This window comes from Pannonibacter sp. SL95, assembly GCF_026672425.1.
GTDB lineage: Bacteria > Pseudomonadota > Alphaproteobacteria > Rhizobiales > Stappiaceae > Pannonibacter.
In genome coordinates this window covers 329,015-350,238 of record NZ_JAPPRC010000004.1, presented here as the reverse complement: position 1 = coordinate 350,238, position 21,224 = coordinate 329,015, and the positions used below count along the sequence as shown (strand labels likewise).

Annotated in this window: 13 protein-coding genes and 1 pseudogene; 6 read left to right on the top strand and 8 right to left on the bottom strand. The window is 64.0% G+C overall.

Going from position 1 to position 21,224, the window contains the following annotated elements:
- Position 1 precedes the first annotated feature (1 nt).
- The 3 genes from OVA12_RS12145 to acs all read left to right on the top strand — a co-directional run bounded on the left by OVA12_RS12145 (position 2) and on the right by acs (position 3,162).
- The gene (locus OVA12_RS12145; protein WP_268137660.1) at positions 2–670 is read left to right on the top strand and encodes a YggS family pyridoxal phosphate-dependent enzyme; all 669 of its coding nucleotides are present in this window, start codon (positions 2–4) and stop codon (positions 668–670) included.
- A gap of 26 nt (positions 671–696) precedes the next feature.
- Positions 697–1,095 carry a DUF1761 domain-containing protein gene (locus tag OVA12_RS12140; RefSeq protein ID WP_268137658.1) on the top strand — a complete coding sequence of 133 codons (399 nt, stop codon included), beginning with the start codon at positions 697–699 and terminating at the stop codon, positions 1,093–1,095.
- 129 nt (positions 1,096–1,224) lie between these two features.
- Positions 1,225–3,162 (top strand): acetate--CoA ligase, encoded by a 1,938-nt coding sequence (acs, locus tag OVA12_RS12135; RefSeq protein ID WP_268137656.1) that lies wholly within the window; start codon positions 1,225–1,227, stop codon positions 3,160–3,162.
- A 318-nt stretch (positions 3,163–3,480) separates the two neighbouring features.
- Here the strand turns inward: acs and leuD are convergent, their stop codons facing one another.
- From leuD to OVA12_RS12120, 3 genes are all read right to left on the bottom strand, one after another.
- Positions 3,481–4,086 (bottom strand): 3-isopropylmalate dehydratase small subunit, encoded by a 606-nt coding sequence (leuD, locus tag OVA12_RS12130; RefSeq protein WP_268137654.1) that lies wholly within the window; start codon positions 4,084–4,086, stop codon positions 3,481–3,483.
- A 46-nt stretch (positions 4,087–4,132) separates the two neighbouring features.
- Positions 4,133–5,083, bottom strand: a complete 951-nt coding sequence (gene argC / locus OVA12_RS12125) for an N-acetyl-gamma-glutamyl-phosphate reductase (protein ID WP_268137652.1) — start codon at positions 5,081–5,083, stop codon at positions 4,133–4,135.
- Between the two features lie 124 nt (positions 5,084–5,207).
- The gene (locus OVA12_RS12120) at positions 5,208–5,777 is read right to left on the bottom strand and encodes a peroxidase-related enzyme (RefSeq protein WP_268137649.1); all 570 of its coding nucleotides are present in this window, start codon (positions 5,775–5,777) and stop codon (positions 5,208–5,210) included.
- An 89-nt stretch (positions 5,778–5,866) separates the two neighbouring features.
- Between OVA12_RS12120 and OVA12_RS12115 the strand changes: the two genes are divergently transcribed.
- Positions 5,867–10,669 (top strand): NAD-glutamate dehydrogenase, encoded by a 4,803-nt coding sequence (locus OVA12_RS12115; RefSeq protein WP_268137647.1) that lies wholly within the window; start codon positions 5,867–5,869, stop codon positions 10,667–10,669.
- A 147-nt stretch (positions 10,670–10,816) separates the two neighbouring features.
- Positions 10,817–12,172: an MFS transporter gene (locus OVA12_RS12110; protein WP_268137645.1), complete on the top strand. Its 1,356-nt coding sequence runs from the start codon at positions 10,817–10,819 to the stop codon at positions 12,170–12,172.
- Between the two features lie 64 nt (positions 12,173–12,236).
- Here OVA12_RS12110 and OVA12_RS12105 read toward each other — a convergent pair whose 3' ends face one another.
- The 5 genes and pseudogenes from OVA12_RS12105 to htpX all read right to left on the bottom strand — a co-directional run bounded on the left by OVA12_RS12105 (position 12,237) and on the right by htpX (position 20,697).
- Positions 12,237–14,339 (bottom strand): methyl-accepting chemotaxis protein, encoded by a 2,103-nt coding sequence (locus OVA12_RS12105; protein WP_268137641.1) that lies wholly within the window; start codon positions 14,337–14,339, stop codon positions 12,237–12,239.
- 172 nt (positions 14,340–14,511) lie between these two features.
- Positions 14,512–16,128 carry a bifunctional phosphoribosylaminoimidazolecarboxamide formyltransferase/IMP cyclohydrolase gene (gene purH, locus OVA12_RS12100; RefSeq protein ID WP_268137639.1) on the bottom strand — a complete coding sequence of 539 codons (1,617 nt, stop codon included), beginning with the start codon at positions 16,126–16,128 and terminating at the stop codon, positions 14,512–14,514.
- Between the two features lie 94 nt (positions 16,129–16,222).
- On the bottom strand, positions 16,223–17,977 hold the full coding sequence (locus OVA12_RS12095) for a heparinase II/III family protein (RefSeq protein WP_268137636.1): 1,755 nt from the start codon (positions 17,975–17,977) through the stop codon (positions 16,223–16,225).
- A gap of 131 nt (positions 17,978–18,108) precedes the next feature.
- Positions 18,109–19,492: pseudogene (rsmB, locus tag OVA12_RS12090) on the bottom strand (16S rRNA (cytosine(967)-C(5))-methyltransferase RsmB).
- A 212-nt stretch (positions 19,493–19,704) separates the two neighbouring features.
- Entirely contained in the window at positions 19,705–20,697 is a 993-nt protein-coding gene (htpX, locus tag OVA12_RS12085; RefSeq protein WP_268137634.1) for a zinc metalloprotease HtpX, read from the bottom strand.
- 239 nt (positions 20,698–20,936) lie between these two features.
- Between htpX and OVA12_RS12080 the strand changes: the two genes are divergently transcribed.
- Entirely contained in the window at positions 20,937–21,158 is a 222-nt protein-coding gene (locus OVA12_RS12080) for a DUF1674 domain-containing protein (RefSeq protein WP_268138691.1), read from the top strand.
- Positions 21,159–21,224 lie beyond the last annotated feature (66 nt).

Sequence of the window (21,224 nt, the reverse complement as noted above, 5' to 3'; positions counted from 1 at the left end):
CATGGCCGACACAGCAACAGATCGTCTCGCAACGGTCATCGCCGACATCCGGAGTGCCGAGGCCGAACACGGCCGCGAAGCGGGCGCCGTTACGCTCATCGCTGTTTCCAAGACATTCGAAGCCGATGACATCCGGCCAGTGCTTGTGGCTGGTCAGCGTGTGTTCGGGGAGAACCGGGTGCAGGAGGCCATGGGGAAGTGGCCGGCGTTGCGGCAGGACTTTGCCGGCATCGAGCTGCATCTCATCGGACCGCTGCAGTCGAACAAGGCGAAGGAAGCGGTCGCAACCTTCGACGTGATCCACACGATCGACCGGGAAAAGATCGCGCGGGCGCTGAAAGATGAAATGACGGCGCAGGGCCGGGATCTGCCGTGCTTCATCCAGGTGAACACCGGCGAGGAACCGCAGAAGGCAGGCATCGCGCCGAAAGAGGCCGATGCCTTCATTCGCCTGTGCCGGGAGGACATCGGCCTGACCGTGATCGGCCTGATGTGCATTCCGCCGGTCGAGGAAGCGCCGGGACCGCATTTCGCACTGCTGCAGAAGATCGCGCAGCGCAACGGTCTGTCGCAGCTGTCGATGGGCATGTCTGCCGACTATGAAACCGCCGTCTCCTTCGGGGCGACGCATGTGCGGGTCGGTTCGGCCATCTTCGGCGGCCGCGGCTGAGACGGGCGACACGGGAGATATCGGCCATGATGTTTGACGGCATCAACCTCGTCGGTGTGGCCCTTGCGGCCGTTGCCAGCTTTGCATTCGGCGCGCTGTGGTATGGCTTGCTCGGACGGCCGTGGCAGCGTGCGGCCAGAATGTCGGCCGATGCGGCGCGGCCGGGCCCGATCACCATGCTGGTGACATTCGCTGCCGAGCTGCTGATGGCCTTCATCTTTGCCGGCGTGATCTATCATGCTGGCGGCCTCAGCGTGAAAAGTGGCCTGATTTCGGCTGGCATGATCTGGACCGGATTTTTCCTCACATCGCTGGTTGTGTCGCATCGGCATCAAAAGACTAGCCCGCTCCTCCTGCTGATCGACGGTGGGCACTGGCTGGGTGTTCTCTTGATTCAGGGTGCCGTGATCGGACTTGTCGGGTGACCTAAGCACCGAATCTGTCTACGAAAGTTCGACTTATCCCTAATGGACGTTCCCCGCTTCGCTGAGCATAATGCCGCCGAAACGGGGTTCCCTTGGGGAAACCATCCGGAAGTCTGTAGGGAGGAAGGCATGTCTGACAACGTGTTCCCGGTGTCGGCGGAAGTGGCGGCGCACGCCCTCGTCGACAACGCGAAATATCAGGAAATGTATCGTCAGTCAGTGGACAACCCGGATGCGTTCTGGGGTGAACACGGCAAGCGCCTTGACTGGATCAAACCTTATTCTCGCGTCAAGAACACGTCGTATGACTATCACAACGTGTCGATCAAGTGGTTCGAAGACGGCACGCTCAACGTGGCCGCGAACTGTGTTGATCGTCATCTTGCGACACGCGGTGATCAACCTGCGATCATCTGGGAAGGCGATGATCCGTCCGAGCACAAGATCATTACCTACAAGGACCTGTCGCGGGAAGTGAACCGCTTCGCCAACGTGCTTCTCGCCAAGGGCGTGAAGAAGGGCGACCGCGTCACGATCTATCTGCCGATGATCCCGGAAGCGGCCTACGCGATGCTGGCCTGCGCCCGCATCGGCGCGATCCACTCGATCGTGTTTGGCGGCTTCTCGCCGGACAGCCTGGCGCAGCGCATTGCCGACTGCAAGTCGACCTGTCTCATCACCGCAGATGAAGGCCTGCGCGGTGGCCGCGGCGTGCCGCTCAAGGCCAATGCGGACAAAGCGGTCGAGAAGGCTCCGATCGAGACCATGATCGTGGTCAAGCGCACCGGTGGTGCCGTGACCATGACCCCGGGCCGCGATGTCTGGTACCACGAGGAAGTGGCCAAGGTTTCCGACGTTTGCCCGCCGGCCGAGATGAACGCGGAAGATCCGCTGTTCATCCTCTACACGTCCGGCTCCACCGGCAGCCCGAAGGGGGTGATGCACACCACCGGCGGCTATCTGGTCTATGCCTCGATGACGCATCAGTATGTCTTCGACTACCACGACGGCGACGTCTACTGGTGCACGGCGGACGTGGGCTGGGTCACCGGCCACAGCTACATCGTCTATGGGCCGCTGGCCAATGGCGCGACCACGCTGATGTTTGAAGGCGTTCCGACCTACCCGAACGCGGGCCGGTTCTGGGATGTGGTCGACAAGCACAAGGTCAACATCTTCTACACGGCGCCGACCGCGATCCGCTCGCTGATGGGCGCCGGCGACGAGCACGTGACCCGCACGTCGCGCAAGAGCCTGCGGCTGCTGGGCTCGGTGGGTGAGCCGATCAATCCGGAAGCCTGGATGTGGTACTACAACGTTGTCGGCGAGAAGCGGTGCCCGATCGTCGACACCTGGTGGCAGACCGAGACCGGCGGCATCCTGATCACGCCGCTGCCGGGCGCGACGGCGCTGAAGCCGGGCTCGGCCACGCGGCCGTTCTTCGGTGTCCAGCCGGCCGTGGTGGACGCGGAAGGCAACATCCTCGAGGGTGCGACCGAGGGCAACCTGGTCATCGTCGACAGCTGGCCCGGCCAGATGCGCACCGTCTATGGCGATCACGAGCGCTTCGTGCAGACCTACTTTGCCACCTACAAGGGCATGTATTTCACGGGTGACGGCTGCCGCCGCGATGCCGATGGCTATTACTGGATCACGGGCCGCGTCGATGACGTGATCAACGTGTCCGGTCACCGCATGGGGACGGCCGAGGTGGAAAGCGCCCTGGTTGCGCATCCGAAGGTGTCGGAAGCCGCTGTCGTGGGCTATCCGCATGACATCAAGGGGCAGGGCATCTACGCCTATGTCACGCTGATGGCCGGCGAAGAGCCGAGCGAGGCGCTGCGCAAGGAACTGGTGGCCCATGTCCGCAAGGAAATCGGCCCGATTGCCTCGCCGGACCTGATCCAGTTCGCGCCCGGCCTGCCGAAGACCCGCTCCGGCAAGATCATGCGCCGCATCCTGCGCAAGATCGCCGAGGACAGCTTCGAGAACCTCGGCGATACCTCGACGCTGGCCGATCCTACTGTGGTCGAGGACCTGATCGAGAACCGCCAGAACCGCGACTGATCCGGCCCCTATGCTGATCCCGAAAGGCCCGCCAAACGGCGGGCCTTTTGTTTTGGCTGGTCGCGTCAGCACCCGGTTTTCTGACTGAAACACCACCCGCTCCGGTCATCCCCGCCGCCGTGCGGGGATCCAGATTTTCAGGGATGATCCAGGTGGGGGGTAGGTGAACGGGTCAGATCCCCGCACGGGGGCGGGGATGACGTCCGTGGGTGTGGCAATGGCTCATGCCCAGTCTTGGCAAAGCACTGGCAGGGCCAACAAAAAACCCCGGCGCGATGCACCGGGGCTTGAGTTTTTGTCGCTCTGAAAAGGGTCAGCTCAGGCCCAGGGGCGGGACTGGGCGGCCTTGGCTTCGAAGCTGTCGATGGAGGCGGCCTTTTCCATGGTGAGGCCAATATCGTCGAGGCCGTTCAACAGGCAGTGCTTGCGGAAAGGGTCGATCTCGAAGCGGATCACGCCGCCGTCCGGGCCCTTGATTTCCTGGGTTTCCAGGTCAACCGTCAGGGTCGAGTTGGCGCCGCGCGAGGCGTCGTCGAGCAGCTTGTCGTGCTCTTCCTTGCTGACGACAACCGGCAGGATGCCGTTCTTGAAGCAGTTGTTGTAGAAGATGTCGGCGAAGGACGTGGAGATCACGCAGCGGATGCCGAAATCGAGCAGTGCCCACGGGGCATGCTCGCGGGAGGAGCCGCAGCCGAAGTTGTCGCCGGCGACGAGGATCGATGCGCCCTTGTAGGCCGGCTTGTTCAGGATGAAGTCGCCATTGTCCGAGCCATCCTCGTTGTAGCGCATTTCCGAGAACAGCGCGGTGCCGAGACCGGTGCGCTTGATCGTCTTCAGATACTGCTTCGGGATGATCATGTCGGTGTCGATGTTGATGATCGGCAGCGGTGCGGCGACACCCGTGAGCGTGGTGAACTTCTGCAAGGCGTTACTCCAAGGTCTCTGGTCTTTTGTTCTTGTGGCCCCGCCGTCAGGCGGCGAGGCTTGTTGCCGGGGCGACGCCCAGCAGGATGTTGAGGTTCTGCACGGCGGCACCCGAGGCGCCTTTGCCGAGGTTGTCATAGACGGCAATGATCGCGGCCTGGGCGCGCGCATCATTGGCGAAGACATAGAGCCGCATCGCATTGGTGCCGTTCAGCGCCTGCGGGTTCAACTCCGATGCCCGGTCAAGCGGCGACAGCGGCGCGACCTCGACGAACCCGTCGGTCTGGGCCGCAAAATGGTCGGCGATGGCGGCGTGAATCTCTGCGCCGGACGGCACCTTCGGCAGGAGGGCGAGGTTCAGCGGAACGCTGGTGATCATGCCCTTGTAGTAGTTGCCGACCGACGGCACGAACAGCGGCGCGGATGACAGGCCGCTGTAGCGCTGCATTTCCGGCAGGTGCTTGTGATTGAAGGCAAGGCCATAGGGCAGGAAGACGTTGGCCGCATCGCCCTTTGCCTCGTAGTCCTCGATCATCGACTTGCCACCGCCGGAATAACCGGAGATGCCATTGACGGCGACGGGGAAGTCGGCAGGAACCAGTCCGCCTGCAATCAGCGGCCGAAGTGCCGCGATCACGCCCTGCGGCCAGCAGCCCGGGTTGGACACGCGCTTGGAGGCCGCGATGGCGGCCGGCTGCGACTTGTCCATTTCGGCAAAGCCATAGGTCCAGCCTTCGGCCACGCGGTAGGCGGTCGATGCGTCGATGACGGCGGTGGTGTCGTTGGTGATCAGCGACACGCTTTCCTTGGCCGCCTCGTCTGGCAGGCAGAGAATGGCTACATCGGCGGCGTTGAGCAGTTCGGCGCGGGCGGAGAGGTCCTTGCGGCGCTCCTGGGAAATGGAGAGCAGCTCGATGTCGCGGCGTTCAGCAAGGCGCTCGCGGATCTGCAGACCCGTCGTTCCAGCCTCACCATCAATGAATACCCGCGCCACCATGGGCCTGTTCCTTTCCCTCATGTCGAATGTCTGGACTGCGATACGCGCATCGCAACGTGCCGGGTTTTACACGCAAACGGCCACCCTGTCACGGCACGCGCATCCCTTCAGTCCGGGCAGAAACTCAACGGGCCATTGAGTGATACTCATCATTCGGCCGCATGTCGGCGGCAGCTGCAACCCGGTTCGACATGTTGAAGAAGGCGGTGACCGATGCGATGTCCCAGATGTCGCGGTCGCTGAAGCCGACGTCGCGCAGCGCCTGGCGGTCATGCTCCTCGATCTCGGCCGGGCGCTCGGTCAGCTTGTGCGCGAAGTCCAGCATGGCCTTCTGGCGCGGGGAGAGGGGGGCGGCCCGATAGTTCATCACCATCATCTCGCCAAACATTGCGTTGCCAGACAGCTGCCTTACGGCGGCGCCATGGGCAGTCAGGCAATAGAAACAGCGGTTTACCGATGACACGACCACCGCAATCATCTCGCGCTCCAGCTTGCTGAGGGCCGAGGCGCCAAGCATCAGGTCGTTGTACATGTCAGTGAAGGCGCGCAATTTCGTGTCGTCAAAAGCGTAGGCAATCAAAACATTCGGAACAAGTCCGAGCTTTTCTTGACATTTTTCGAAATACCGTTGCGTCGTTTCGCTGAATTCGGCGGAGCCTTGCAGGTTCAGGGCAATCACTGGCGCATTCGACATTTTGTAATCCCTCCCGGTTATCGTCATTTTTTAGGCTAGTTCGCTAATCTAGCATGCTCGCCACTGAGTCGCGGACCAGGAGGAACAAGATGCCGCACGCAAGGGAACACCGGAAAGCCGAACTGATTGCAGAGGTGCGGCAGGCACTGGCAAGCGGACATCCGGGCCTCGCGGACTTTGCCGAGGAACTGTACCTGCGGGGTGCGGCCGAGGATCTTGTCGCCTACAGCGCCGACGAGCTCGCAGGCTTCGCCAAGGCAGCCTATGCCGGCTTTGAAGTTCACGCTGCGGGCACGCATCGCGTCAGCGTGACCAATCCGGCCTTCAAGGCCGCCGGCAAGATGGCCGGTGAGGTGACGGTTGTCGAACTGGTCAATGACAACATGCCGTTCCTGGTCGATTCGGTGATGGCCGAACTGCAGGACAGCCGCCTCGAAGTGCATCTGGTGCTGCACCCGATCTATTCGGTCGAGCGCGATGCCGGCGGCAAGCTGGTGTCCGTCGCCGGACGCAAGCAGGCCAGCGCACGCGAGGACAACCAGGAAAGCCTCATCCACATTCACGTCAGCCGCATCGGATCGGAAGAAGCCCGCAAGGCGCTCGCCGATCGGCTGAACCTGATCATGGCCGATGTGCATTCCGCGGTGACGGACTGGAAGCCGATGCGCAAGCGGCTGAACACCGCGATCAACACCTACAAGACCGCTGTCGTGAACGGCCGCGACGAACTGTGGGAGGCGATCCACTTCCTGGAGTGGATGGCGAATGACAATTTCATCTTCCTCGGCATGCGCGAGTACACGTTCAATGGCAGCGTCGAGGACGGCGAGCTGATCCCGGTCGACGGGACCGGTCTTGGTACGCTTGCCAATCCCGATGTCCGCGTTCTGCGCCGTGGTACGGAATTCGTCCAGATCACCCCGGAAATCCGCGAGTTTCTCAAGCGTCCGGATCCGCTGATCATCGCCAAGGCGAACGTGAAGAGCCGGGTGCACCGCCGGGTCTACATGGACTATGTCGGCACCAAGCTGTTCGACGAAAACGGCACCATGGTCGGTGAGCTGCGGGTCGTCGGCCTGTTTGCCTCGACCGCCTACAATGAGCCGACCGGCAAGATCCCGTTCCTGCGCCGCAAGGTCGCCAGTGTTCTGGCGAAGGCAGGCCTTGATCCTGACGGTCATTCCGGCCGCGCCCTCACCAATGTGATGGAAACCTTCCCGCGCGACGAGCTGTTCCAGATCGACCAGGAAACGCTCTACGATTTCGCCATGTCGATCCTGCAGCTCGACGAACGCCCGCGCATCCGCGTGCTGGCCCGCGCTGAAAAGTTCGACCGCTATGTGTCGATCCTCTGCTACATCCCGCGTGACCGCTACACGACCGAAGTCCGTCTCAACGTCGGGACCTACTTTGCCTCCGTGTTTGATGGAAGGTTGTCGGCCTGGTACGTGACCTATCCGGAAGGTCCGCTGGCCCGCGTGCACTTCATCATCGGCCGCGACAAGGGCAAGACGCCGGTCGTGGCGCAGGAGGACCTGGAACTGGCTGTCGCCTCCATGGTGCGCACCTGGCCGGATGGCCTGCGCGACGCCTTCAAGGAGCGCTTTGACCCTGAAACCGCGCACCGCCTGTCCGAACGCTATGCACTGGCTTTCCATGGCGGGTACAAGGAAGTCTATTCGGCCGAGATGGCGCTGGCGGACGTGGTCAAGATCGAGACCCTGTCGGAAGAGCGCAAGACCAGCATCACCTTTGCCCGTGCCTCTGCCAGCCAGGCGGACCGGCTGTCGCTGAAGGTCTACAATCTCGGTGCGCCGATCCCGTTGTCCGCGCGCGTGCCGCTTCTGGAAAACATGGGTTTCCGCGTCATCAACGAGCGCACCTATCGCATCACGCCGACGGACATGCCGCTCTACTACCTGCATGAAATGACGCTGGAAGCGACCCGTGGCTCCGACTTCGACCTGACGGCGGGCCTGAAGGACCGGCTTGAGGCGCTGTTCATGGCAGTCTGGCTGGGGCAGGCGGAAAACGACGGCTACAACGCGCTTGTCCTGAGCGCGGGCCTTGCCTGGCGGGATATCGCCATGCTGCGCGCCCTGTCCAAGTATCTGCGTCAGGTCGGCATCCGCTATTCCGAAGACTACATGTGGACGACACTCAACAACTACCCGGCGATTGCTGCGGCGTTGGTCGAGCTGTTCCACATCCGTTTCAATCCGGCCTTGTCCGACAGCGACCGCACGTTGAAGACGGCCAAGCTGGAGGATGAACTGACCACGGCCTTCGATGCCGTCGTCAGCCTGGACGATGACCGCATCCTGCGCCGGTTCCAGAATGTCATCGACGCGACGCTGCGGACCAACTTCTTCCAGCTCGGCCAGGACGGCAAGCCGAAGCCGACCTTTGCCTTCAAGATCAACTCCCGGGCCATCGAGGATCTGCCGCAGCCGCGCCCGTTCCGTGAAATCTCGGTGTACAGCCCGCGCGTCGAAGGCATCCACCTGCGATTCGGCAAGGTGGCGCGTGGCGGCCTGCGCTGGTCTGACCGCCCGCAGGATTTCCGCACCGAAGTGCTGGGCCTGGTGAAGGCACAGCAGGTGAAGAATGCCGTGATCGTTCCGGTCGGTTCCAAGGGCGGCTTCGTGCCCAAGCGCCTGCCGGTGGGCGGGGATCGTGAAGCCGTGTTTGCCGAAGGCACCGAAGCTTACAAGATCTTCGTCGGCTCGCTGCTCGATGTGACGGACAACCTCAAGGGTGATCATGTCATCCCGCCGCTGGAAGTCGTGCGGCATGACGAGGATGATCCCTATCTGGTGGTCGCCGCCGACAAGGGCACGGCAACCTTCTCCGATACGGCCAACGGCATCTCGACGAGCCGTGACTTCTGGCTTGGCGACGCCTTCGCCTCGGGCGGCTCGGCCGGTTATGACCACAAGAAGATGGCCATCACCGCGCGCGGTGCCTGGGAAGCGGTGAAGCGTCACTTCCGCGAGATGAACCGCAACATCCAGACCGAGCCCTTCACCGTTGCCGGCGTGGGTGACATGTCCGGCGACGTCTTCGGCAACGGCATGCTGCTGTCGAAGGAGATCCGGCTGGTGGCGGCCTTCGATCACCGCGACATCTTCCTGGATCCCAATCCGGATGCTGCCGTCAGCTTTGCCGAGCGTCAGCGCCTGTTCAACATGGGCCGCTCGTCCTGGGCGGACTACAACAGCGAGCTGATCTCCGCAGGTGGCGGCGTGTTCTCGCGCCAGCTCAAGTCGATCCCGCTCAGCGACGAGATTCAGGCACTGCTCGGTCTCGCCAAGGCCAAGGCAACGCCGCAGGAGGTGATGACCGCGATCCTGAAGCTCGACGTTGACCTCCTGTGGTTTGGCGGCATCGGCACCTACATCCGGGCCTCCAGCGAGACCGATGCGGATGCCGGCGACCGCGCCAACGACGCAATCCGCGTGACGGCGAAGGATGTCCGCGCCAAGGTCATCGGCGAGGGCGCAAACCTCGGCATGACCCAGCGTGCGCGCATCGAGTTCGGCCGCAAGGGTGGCCGCTCCAACTCCGACGCCATCGACAACAGCGCCGGCGTGAACTCCTCCGACATGGAGGTGAACATCAAGATCGCCTTCGGCGCGGCGGTGCAGGCGGGCAAGCTGGACATCCCGGCCCGCAACGTGATCCTGGCCGAAATGACCGATGAGGTGGCCGGTCTTGTGCTGCGGAACAACTACCTGCAGACGCTGGCCATCTCCATGACGGAACGGCGCGGGCTCGAGGATTTCGGCTATCAGGTGCGCATGATGCGCCAGCTGGAGCAGGCCGGGCATCTCGACCGTCAGGTTGAGTACCTGCCTGACGACCTGGCGATTGCCGAACTGGAAAAGGCCGGTCTTGGCCTCAGCCGCGCGGAACTCGGCGTGCTGCTCGCCTATGCCAAGATCACACTCTATGACGCGCTGCTGGACAGCGATGTTCCGGATGATGACTACCTGTCGCTGGAGCTGTTCCGCTACTTCCCCGACCGGATGGACAGCGAGTTTGCTGACGAGATCCGTGGCCATCGCCTGCGGCGCGAGATCATCGCCACCATGCTGGCCAACTCGATGGTCAACCGGGGTGGGCCGACCTTCGTGACCCGCATCGCAGACCAGACGGGAGCCAGCGAGGCAGACATTTCCCGTTGCTTTGTCGCGGTTCGCAATTCCTTCGGCCTGACCGGCCTCAACGAGGCGATCGATGCGCTCGACGCCCGCATCGATGGCGGCCTGCAGCTGGAACTCTATGCCGAGGTGCAGGACCTGTTCCTCGAGCAGGTGCTCTGGTTCAAGCGGCATGTGTCGTTCCGCGATGGTATCGCGGCGGTGGTTGACCGGTTCTCGGATGGCATTGCGGCGCTCGGCCAGCGTCTGGCCGATGCAGTGACGCCGGCGCAGGCAGAAGTTCTGCTGGCACGGGCGGCGAGCTTCGCGGAACGCGGCGTGCCGCAGGATCTGGCGCATCGCATCGCCTTCCTGCCGGTCGAAGCCACCATCCCGGATATCGTCCTGGTCGCCGGCGATGTCGGTGCTCCGCTTGAAACCGCTGCAAAGACCTTCTTCGAGGTTGCCCAGCACTTCCGCATCGGCGCGATGGATGCGCTCGCCCGGGATCTCACCATCTCCGACTATTACGACGGACTGGCGCTGGACCGGGCCCGCGCGACCCTGGCCAATGCCCACCGCGACCTGACCGCTGCGGCTGTGAAAGCCGGTGGCTTCAGCAACTGGCTGGGCGCGCATGAGGCAGAAGTGACGCGCACGACCCGCGCCGTTGGCGAGATCCTGGAAGGCGCGATCAGCGTGTCCAAGTTCTCCGTCGCGGCCAGCCTTCTGGCTGAAGTCGCCCGCTGATCGAGACAACGGGATTGCCCCGCCCGTTCAGGGCGGGGCAATCCGCTGAAAATACCGCCGGTCCGACCGTGACCGTCTTGCGCAACTTTCTGTTTTGCGAGCAATTTGGGCCGGTCTGGCCCTACAGCAACTCAGGAGAAATGCGCCTTGCACGATCATCAGCGAACGACAAGGCGCGGCCTGTTCGGGTGGGTGCTGTTTGACTGCGCTGCCCAGCCGTTTTTCACGCTGGTGACGACCTTCGTCTTTGCCCCGTTCTTTGCTGCAAGCCTGGCCGCAACGCCAGCGGAGGGGCAGGAACTGTGGGGCTATGCCACGGCAGCGGCCGGGCTGGTCACAGCGCTGCTGGCGCCGTTGCTGGGGGCGATCGCTGACGCCACCGGTGCACGCAAGCCCTGGATCGCCGGCTTTGCCGTGCCTTATCTCATCGCCTGTGTTGCGCTCTGGTACACGGCGCCGGGCGAGCCGCTGTCAGTGGTGATCGCGCTGACCGCCTTTGCCATCGGAACGGTGGCCATCGAATTTGCAACGCTGTTCAACAACGCGATGATGGGGGATCTGGTGCCGCGCAGCCGGCTGGGGCGCCTGTCTGGAACCGGCTGGGCGATGGGCTATGCGGGCGGGCTTGCCAGTCTGGTGCTGACGCTTGGTTTTCTGGCGGCCAGTCCCGATACGGGCCGGACGTTGCTGGGTTTCGAGCCGCTGTTCGGGCTGGATCCGGCAACCCGAGCCGGTGACCGGGCGGCAGGTCCGCTGTCGGCGCTCTGGTTTGTTGTCTTCGTGCTGCCCCTGTTCCTGTTCACGCCTGACGTGCCCCGGCGCATGGCCTATGGCGCAGCGATCCGGCAGGGCCGTGCACGTCTCGTTGCGGCCCTGATGGAAGCACGCCGCGTGCCGGGGGTAGGGCGGTTCCTTCTCGCCAACATGATCTTTGCCGACGGGCTTGTGGCGCTGTTTGCCTTTGGCGGGATCTATGCTGCAGGGGTTCTGGGCTGGACGACAATCCAGATCGGCACCTTCGGCATCCTGCTCACCATCACCGGCACGGCCGGGGCGCTGATCGGCGGCTGGCTGGACGACCGGATCGGTGCCAAGCCGGTCATCCTGGGCGCGCTGGGCGGGTTACTGCTGTGCGGCCTTGGCATCGTTTCGGTCGACCGCGACACGATCCTGTTCGGTATCGACGTCGCGCCGGCGACGCCGGGCGCGCTGTTCTCCTCGGCACCGGACCTGATGTTCCTCGTTCTGGGTGGTGTCATCGGTGCGATGGCCGGACCATTGCAGGCATCGGCGCGCAGCCTGCTGGTGCATCTCAGCCCGCCGGAGCGGGTGGGTGCGTTCTTCGGGCTGTTCGCCCTGTCCGGCAAGGTCACGAGTTTCTTCGCCCCCCTGTCCGTAGCTCTTGTAACGGCAGCAACGGGCAGTCAGGCGGCCGGGATGGCGGTGATCCTGATCTTCTTCGGGCTCGGTGCGCTGGTCCTGTCGGGTGTGCGTCAACCGTGATCCGGAAAAAAGAAAAGCCGGCGCTGGGCCGGCTTTTCGAGTTTCACAGACTGTGTGATGCAGATCAGGCGCTCTGGCGGACGCTCGACAGGAAGACCTGAACTTCGCTGCGCAGCTGTTCGGCTTCCTTCTGCAGCACAGCGGCGGAAGAGCTGACCTTGCGCGCTGTCTCGCCCGTGTCATTTGCGGCAGCCGACACGGCGACGATGTTACGCGCCACTTCCTGGGTGCCGTTCGAGGCTTCCTGGATGTTGCGGGCGATCTCGCGGGTGGCGATACCCTGCTGGTCGACCGAGACCTGGATGCCGCCGGAGATCTCGTTCATCCGTTCGATGGTTGCCGAGATGCCCTTGATGGCTTCGACGGCACCGTCGGTTTCTGCCTGAACCGACTGGATCTGGGTCGAGATTTCCTCAGTTGCCTTGGCCGTCTGGTTGGCCAGTTCCTTCACTTCAGCGGCCACGACTGCAAAGCCGCGACCGGCTTCACCGGCGCGGGCGGCCTCGATGGTGGCGTTGAGGGCGAGCAGGTTGGTCTGTTCGGCAATCGCCTGGATGAGGCTGACCACCTCGTTGATGCGGCTCGCTGCCCCGGCAAGGGCTTCGATCTTGCCGTTGGTCTGGTGCGCCTGCGCGACGGCCTGCCGGGCAATCTCGCTCGACTGGCTCATCTGACGGCCGATTTCACCAACCGAGGCCAGCAGTTCTTCGGCGGCGGAAGCGACAGCTTCCACGTTGGACGAGGCTTCTTCCGAGGCAGCAGCCACGGTCGTGCTCTTGGAGCTGGTGTCATCGGCACCGCGCGTCAGCGTAACGGACGCGGAGTTGAGGTCGGCCACCAGCGAGGAGACCGTGTCGGTCAGACGCGAAATCTTGGCGTCGAAATCCTGCGACACGCCGCGAATGGTTTCGGCCCGGGCAACGCGGGCGCGCTGCTGTTCGTCCTGCTCGGCAGCCAGCTCTTCGGCCTGGCGGGCCTTGTCGCGGAACACCTCCAGTGCCTTGCTGATTTGGCCGATTTCGTCGCCGCGGTCGGTGTCAGCAATGCGCACGTCGTAACGGCGATCGATGAGGGCATTGATCGTGCTGACGGCGCGTTCCAGAGGACGGCGGACGATGGCATTGCCGACCAGCTGGATGGAGAGAGCAACGACGACCAGAAGTGCCACGCCAACGCCGACAATCGTGGTGATGATCGATGTCGATGTCGCGTTCAGTGTCGAAGTCGGAACCGAGACGACAACGGACAGGCTCGAACCGGTGTCACCGATCTTCACCGGCACGATGATGTTCATCACATCTTCGCCCGCCTGGGCCGAATAGGCCATGTAAGAATAGGGCTGTGCCGACTTGACCGCGTTCATGACCTTGGCGACCACGTCCGCTGGCTGACCGTTGGAGGCCTCGGTGATCGGCTTGCCGCGAGCATCGGGATCAGCGTTGGCGACCCACACGCCGGCCTGCGACAAAAGCGATACGGTACCGGTGCCGAGCGGCTTGTTGTTGGCGAGCGTGTCGGAGAGGGCGGTCAGGATGATATCCGTGCCGACGACACCGATCACCTTGTTGCCGTCACGAAGCGGCACGCTGAAGGATACGCCGGTGATCTGCTTGCCTTCCACTTCCCAGCTGTAGGGTTCGGTCACGCGGTCCTTGCCAGATGTGTAGGCATCGAAGAACCAGGCATCGGCCGGGCTGCTTGCATTGACGGCTTCAATCGCGCGATAGCCGATCTTGCCGTCCGGCAGGCGGTAGTAGTAAGGGCGCCACGCGCCGCCGGCGTCATGCTTTTCGGCATTGGCGAACTCGGCGTCGCGGCCGTCGAGCTGGTTGTCAAGAACCATGCCCCACGCACCGGAAAGCTCCTTGTTTTTCACCGCAACGTCTTCGACGATGTTGATCCACGCAAGCCGATCAACCGGTCCGCTGCGCTTCAGGCCGTTCAGCGTGTTGGAAAGGCTCTGGGCAACCGTCAGGCCATGTTCCATGGTTCTGCGGACATATTCGGCCTGCTCGCGTGCGACAGCTTCTGCCTGCTCGAAGGCCAGCTCGTGTGTCGTATCCGAGGCTTTCCAGCCGATATATCCGATGCCTAACACCAGCACGGCGGCAAGCGCCGAAATGCTGACGCTGACCAACTTGGTCGTTACCTTGGCGTTCTTGAACATCCGGTGCTCTCCGACTAGCCCGTCAAAATTCGCGACGCCCTTCTGGCGCGCTATTGCAGTGCATCGAAGTAAACACGCTCAGTATTAAAAAAGGCTTCCGGTTGTGTCGCTACTCGACGTAACGGAAGCCTTCAGATTCAATTTAAGATTGTAAGTTGTTCAATGTGACACTTCAGTGACGGAAGTGCCGCATCCCCGTCAGAACCATCGCAAGGCCAGCTTCATCTGCGGCAGCAATGACATCGTCATCGCGCATCGAGCCGCCGGGCTGGATCACCGCCGTGGCGCCGGCTTCCGCAGCCGACAGCAGGCCGTCGGCAAACGGGAAGAAGGCATCCGAGGCAACGACGCAGCCCTTGGTCAGCGGCGTAGCAAGACCGGCGGCCTCAGTCGCATCAAGAGCCTTGCGGGCCGCGATGCGGGCGCTGTCGACCCGGCTCATCTGGCCTGCACCAACGCCAACCGTCGCGCCGTCCTTGGCGTAGACGATGGCGTTGGACTTCACGTGCTTGGCAACGCGGAAGGCAAACTTCAGGTCAGCCAGTTCCTGGGCGCTGGGGGCACGCTTGGTCACGACTTTCAGGTCGAGGTCGTCGACCACGCCGTTGTCGCGGGACTGAACCAGCAGGCCGCCGGCGACCGACTTCACAGCGAGGCCCGGAGCGCGCGGATCGGCGAGACCACCGGTGACCAGCAGACGCAAGTTCTTCTTCTTTGCCACGATCTCGACGGCCTCGTCGGTCGCTGCCGGGGCGATGATTACCTCGGTGAAGATCTTGACGATCTCTTCGGCTGCATCGGCATCCAGAATGTCGTTCAGCGCGACAATGCCGCCGAAAGCCGAGACCGGATCACAGCGCAGCGCCAGCTCGTAAGCGGCCTTGATCGACGCGCCTTCGGCAACGCCGCAGGGGTTGGCGTGCTTGATGATGGCCACGGCCTTGGTCCGCGCCGGATCAAATTCACTGACCAGCTCGAAGGCCGCGTCGGTGTCGTTGATGTTGTTGTAGGACAGGGTCTTGCCCTGCAGCTGACGCGCGGTTGCCACACCGAAGCGGCGTTCGCCATTGGTGTAGAAGCCGGCCGACTGGTGCGGGTTCTCGCCGTAGCGCATCACTTCGGCGAGCTTGCCGCCCATGGCGCGGTAGTCCGGAGCCTCGTTGCCGATCTGGGCAGCGAGCCAGTTCGACACGGCGGCATCATAAGCGGCGGTGCGGGCGAAGGCCTTCTGCGCCAGACGCTTGCGCAGGTCGATTGGCGACTGGCCGTTGTTTTCGTCCAGGGCCGCAATGACGGCGGCATAGTCAGCCGGATCGACGACCACGGTGACATAGGCGTGGTTCTTGGCGGCAGCGCGGGTCATGGCCGGGCCGCCGATGTCGATGTTCTCGACGCCGGTGGCGTAGTCGGCGCCGGAGGCGACCGTGTCCTCGAAGGGATAGAGATTGACGCAGAGCAGGTCGATGCTGCCGATGCCGTGTGCCTGCATCGCTGCGGTGTGGTCCGCGTCATCGCGGATGGCGAGAAGGCCGCCATGCACCATTGGATGCAGCGTCTTCACGCGGCCATCCATGATTTCCGGGAAGCCGGTGACTTCGGAAATGTCCTTTACCGGCAGGCCGGCATCGGCCAGTGTCTTGCGGGTGCCGCCGGTGGAGATCAGCTCCACGCCGCGATCGGCAAGGTCCTTGGCGAATTGCAGCAGTCCGGTCTTGTCGGAGACGGAAAGAAGCGCGCGCTTGACGGAAACGAGCGGGGGAACGGGAACCCCCTTGGACACCACGGCCATGGCCTTGCCTCGCAGATCAGAGGTTGGGAAGTGGCCGTGGCCCTAACACGAATGACGGCGCAACGGAAGGACGCAAGGTCCGCAAGCCGGCAAATCAGTCGTCGAGCGGTGGGTAGAGCCCGTCCTCGTCCGTACGGAAGCGACGTTGCGGGCGGGCGAGGACGGTGCGACGGAATTGCCAGGCGATCTGGCTGGCCTGGCTGATCCGGCCATAGATCACCAGCTGCTGCGTGCGCCGATGGCCGTAGACGTCAGACAGATAGACGGATTCTTCGAGTGCCAGTTCGCCGCCGCTGGCGTCGAACTCCCAGGTCTCGCCATCCGGGCACACCAGCTCTGCGCCGGATCCGCCGCGCAGCAGCTCGGGCTTCACGAGCGGGTGCAGGTGGAACCGCAGGGTGAAATGATCCTGCTCGCTGAGCGCACCGGAACTGGTGAAGAGATCCAGTCCGTCCAGCACGGAGCCATCAGAGGCAAGCCGGATGTCGCGTTCATGCAGGACGTGGAACCGCGCGGCATAGCCGTTGTGGGAGGCGGTCACCCGCGTCCCCATCGCATCCTCGATCCGTTCGACCGGGACACTGGTCGGGCCGGCAACGACCGGGGCGCCGAGCCAGCGGCCAAAGGGCTTGTCAGCGAGGAACCGGCAGGACGAACTGTCCTCGATGCCAGCGGTGGAATGGGCGGCTGTTGACCGCGCCACCTGGCGCCAGCCGTCGCTGGCCCGGCTGGATACGCCGCAATTGACGACAATACGGTGCCGGCCGGACGACAGTTCCAGCGACAGGCACCCGGCGTGGGCTGCCTCGCTGAGATGGACAGGCGGTGGCACGCCGGTGTCCATCAGAACAACGGTCTCGCCGCCGGACAGGCGCTGGTATCCCGCATGCGGGGCATTGCCGGGAGGCGCGCCGCGCGCGTCGTCATAGGCAAGGATCGTGGCCACGAGATCTGTCGGCGTCGACCCCATGCCATTGAAGTGGGCGAATGCGCCGTCCGCATGGCGGAAGAACCGGACCATGGGCATCATGCGGTCAATCGCCTGCATCATGCCGGCCGGTGTCTCGAGGCCTTGTGTGACAAAGGCCTGCCGGATCGGCAGCAGGTCGGTCAGGATATCGAGGATCGCACGCGGATTGCGGGAGACATGGCCGCCATCCGGAAGGATCTGCCGCTGCAGTTCATATTCGAGGCGGCGCATGCTCTGACGAACAAAGCGGCCCTGGCCGGCCATGGAGACACTGGCGGCGGCGACAGCGAGCGCGGCCTGCAGGCGCGGTACGCCGTCTGGCGCTTCGTTGATCGTCCGGCGCAGGAAGCGGACCTGGCGGCCGAGCGAGCGCAGGAAGCGGCGGTAGAACTCCGCGTCACCTTCTTCCAGCACCAGCGGCGACTGGGCAAGCCAGGACAGGACACGGCGCGCGACGACTGGCTGCTCCCAGCCGATGTCGTGCCAGCGGCCGCAATGCTTGATCCAGTCATCGACAAGCGCGCGGGCGTTCTGGCGGGCGACCTTGCTTTCGGCAGCGCGCAGGTCGCGCAGCCAGCCGAAGGAATGCAGTTCCCGCTGCCAGCCGTCGTCCTCGCCCTTCAGCTCAAAGGGCGAGCGGCCCCTGGCTTCCACCACCTGTCCGCTGAACAGGAAGCGGCCGCCGTAGATGTCCATGGCATTGGTCTGGTCAGCCGTGCGCAGGTCTTGCGGTGCGATGAGCAAACGGGAGGGCGTTCCGGCGAAGGGTTGCAGGCGGAACAGAGGTCCACCGTGCAGCCATCGCAGGCTGGTTTGCCAGAGATGGTGACCCAGAAGGCGCATGATGCGCCCCTGTTCGCCGACCGTCTTCAGGGCCATGCCGGGCTCCTGCCCTTGATGCGCCGTTGCCGACTGGAAATGGAAATGCCCTCGTATGAACTTTGAACGTAACGATTTGTTAGGGTTAGCGACGTGTTGCTCAATTGCGCGGCAGAACGGTTACGGGGCCGTTAAAGACGGCGCAGACGGGCGGCAAAAAAGCCGTCCAGACCGCCGTCGGGGGCCGTTCCACCAGAAAAATGACAGGGGAGGGTCCGTAAATAGCCCTCCGGCGTGATGCACTCATCGAGACCGCCGATCTCGCCGGCAGTGACCGGAACGAGTTCGAAGCCCGGACAATCGGACAGGAAGGCACTGATCTGCGCTTCGCCTTCTTCCGGCTCCATGGAGCAGGTGCAGAAGACGATCATCCCGCCGGGCTTCAGCCAGCCAGAGGCGCGGCGCAGCAGTTCGCCCTGAAGCGCGGCGAGGGTGACGATGTCAGAGGGCCGCTTGGTCCAGGCCACGTCCGGATGCCGCCGCATGGTGCCGGTGGCGCTGCAGGGCGCGTCGAGAAGGATCGCATCGAACGGCTCGTCAGGCGTATAGGCGCGCACGTCCGCCGCAACCACTTCCGCTGACAGTCCAAGCCGGGCGAGATTCTCCCGGACGCGGCCCAGGCGCTTCTCGGAGATGTCGAGGGCCGTCACCTCGGCGCCAGCTGCGGCCAGCTGCGCGGTCTTGCCGCCAGGGGCGGCGCAGAGGTCAATGACGCGCTTGCCGGCGATGTCGCCAAGCAGGCGGGCTTAGCAGGGACGCTGCCGCATCCTGGACCCACCAGCCCCCGTCGCCGAAGCCGTCGAAATCCTCGACCGCACCCTTGCGCTGAAGCCGCACGGATCCGGCGGCGACGACCCGGCCGCCAAGACGCTCGGCCCAGCCGGCCGGATCGGACTTCACGCTGAGATCGAGCGCAGGTTCGCTGGCCTGTGCCGCCAGGATTTCGCCGAGCCGGGCCTCACCGTAGACCTCGGTCCAGCGGGTGGCGAGCCACAGCGGCAAACCGGCCGCGCCTGCGACCGGCTGCGCCAGCAACGTTTCTTTTTCGCGGCCGAGCCGGCGCAGGACGCCATTGACCAGACCCTTGTACAGCCGGGCGCGCTTGTCGGCCGCGGCCATGTCGACTGCAAGCGAGACGGCGGCGCGGTCGGGGATGTCGAGGAACAGCATCTGCGCGGCGGCGACATGCAGGATGTCCATCACCCGGCCGGTTTTCTCCGGGATCGGGCGATCGAGCAGGGTCTGCAGGATGGACTCGATCTGGCTGCGACGGCGGAGCGCTGCGCCGAGGATGGCGCGCACCAGTGCGCGGTCCTTGGCCTCCAGCGCCCGGAAGCCAGGATGGCCGCCGGAAGGGTCCAGCTCCAGGTCCAGCGGACGATGCTTGTGCACCACATTTCCCAGCACATCCACCGCCGCACGGCGCGCGGCCATGCCGGGTACCGGCGCTCCTGGCCCCGGCCCCTTGTCGGGCGAGGGACGGCGGCGCGGCGGTTTCTGCGGGGTATCGGTCACTGCGCGGTCTCTTCCGTTGCGGGCCAGAACTGGCCTGATGAGTCAAAACGCCGCGAACCGTCTCCAGCTCGCGGCGTAGTCATCCAAGTGTTAACTGTCATTTACCGTTGGCGAAAGATCTATCAAGTCCCATTGCGAAGGGTGCAACCGGCGTCCACAAGCGGTTGCGGGCCTGCCGCAGGGGCGACAAAGCGGTCACTCCAGCGACTTTTTCAGCCCCACGGACCCTTGCGAGGCGGGGTTTCAGTGCCGCCGCCGCGCGAGCCACTGCCGCCCCAGGGGCCGGTCGGGCTTGCGGCGGGCCGCGAAGACGAGCCGGAGGAGGAGCGCGAAGCGTCCGTCGCCGTGTATCCGCTTGCGCCCATCTGCTGCTGCTGCTCGCGCAGTGCGGCGATGCGGTTCTGGGTTGCCGGGTGAGTGGAGAACAGGTTGTCCATCCGCTCACCGGACAGCGGATTGATGATGAACATGTGGGCGGTCGCCGGGCTGCGCTCCGCGTCCGGGTTGTGAATGTGCTCCACGCCGTCGGCGATCTTGGCCAGGGCCGAGGCGAGCCACATCGGCTGGCCGCAGATTTCAGCGCCCATCCGGTCGGCTGCGTATTCGCGTGTGCGGGAGATCGCCATCTGCACCAGCATCGCTGCCAGAGGGGCGACGATCATGGCCACGATGGTGCCGATCATGCCGACGCCATTGTTGTTCTCGCGGTTGCCGCCGAAGAAGAAGGCAAAATTGCCGAGCATGGAGATCGCGCCGGCAATGGTGGCCGTCAGCGTCATGATCAGCGTGTCGTGGTTCTTGATATGCGCCAGCTCATGCGCCATCACGCCGGCGACTTCCTCTTGCGTCAGCGTTTCCAAAAGGCCGGTGGTGGCAGCGACGGCTGCGTTCTGCGGGTTGCGGCCTGTTGCGAAGGCGTTCGGCTGAGGGTTGTTGATGATATAGACCTTCGGCATCGGCAGTTCGGCATTGGCCGCCAGCTGCCGCACCATCTGGAACAGCTCCGGTGCCGAGCGTTCGTCGACCTCCTGCGCATGGTGCATCGAGAGCACCATCTTGTCGGAGTTCCAGTAGCTGAAAATGTTCATCGCCCCGGCAATGACCAGCGCGATCATCATGCCACTCTGTCCGCCAATGACATAACCGACGCCCATGAAGAGCGCCGTCAGCGCGGCCAGAAGCATGGCAGTGCGGAAGTAGTTCATCGGTTCGGGTTCCTGTCGCAGAAGTCCAGAGGTTTCCAGGTGGACGGTCTGTTCTATATGATGGGGAGCAAGACCAACCGCCGCAAGTGGACAGGCAGGGCAGGGTGCCGCCCGCAGGAGTTCAGACGATGCATGACGATCATAGCCACGACGAGACCCACACGACCGCCAAGGACCTGGGCGGCGCCAGTGCTGCGTCAAGCGCGGGCGCCGTCGTGCTGCCGTTCCCGGAACGGACGGTGCGCGTGACCACTGACGAGGCCGAGGCAGCGCCCGAACCACGCCGTCGATTCGAGGATCTTCCGCCGGCTGCGCAGCGCGCGCTGAAGGAAGCCGAAGCGCGCCGTGCCGAGATCGACGCCCGGCAAGAGGCCATGGAAGCAGAGGTTGCCGGGCGCGGCGGCCTTGAGCCAACCCGGTATGAAGACTGGGAAATCAAGGGCCTGACGGTGGATTTCTGAGCCGGGGCAGGCCGGATCGCCGTTGGTTAATGAGAGCTTTACCAACGGCAGGCTAGGGTCAGGCGA

Bases quoted from the DNA above. Each gene is read 5' to 3' on its own strand.
- OVA12_RS12145 (WP_268137660.1), top strand. From the start codon at position 2: ATGGCCGACACAGCAACAGATCGTCTCGCAACGGTCATCGCCGACATC.
- OVA12_RS12140 (WP_268137658.1), top strand. From the start codon at position 697: ATGATGTTTGACGGCATCAACCTCGTCGGTGTGGCCCTTGCGGCCGTT.
- acs (WP_268137656.1), top strand. From the start codon at position 1,225: ATGTCTGACAACGTGTTCCCGGTGTCGGCGGAAGTGGCGGCGCACGCC.
- argC (WP_268137652.1), bottom strand. From the start codon at position 5,083: ATGGTGGCGCGGGTATTCATTGATGGTGAGGCTGGAACGACGGGTCTG.
- OVA12_RS12120 (WP_268137649.1), bottom strand. From the start codon at position 5,777: ATGTCGAATGCGCCAGTGATTGCCCTGAACCTGCAAGGCTCCGCCGAA.
- OVA12_RS12115 (WP_268137647.1), top strand. From the start codon at position 5,867: ATGCCGCACGCAAGGGAACACCGGAAAGCCGAACTGATTGCAGAGGTG.
- OVA12_RS12105 (WP_268137641.1), bottom strand. From the start codon at position 14,339: ATGTTCAAGAACGCCAAGGTAACGACCAAGTTGGTCAGCGTCAGCATT.
- purH (WP_268137639.1), bottom strand. From the start codon at position 16,128: ATGGCCGTGGTGTCCAAGGGGGTTCCCGTTCCCCCGCTCGTTTCCGTC.
- OVA12_RS12095 (WP_268137636.1), bottom strand. From the start codon at position 17,977: ATGGCCCTGAAGACGGTCGGCGAACAGGGGCGCATCATGCGCCTTCTG.
- htpX (WP_268137634.1), bottom strand. From the start codon at position 20,697: ATGAACTACTTCCGCACTGCCATGCTTCTGGCCGCGCTGACGGCGCTC.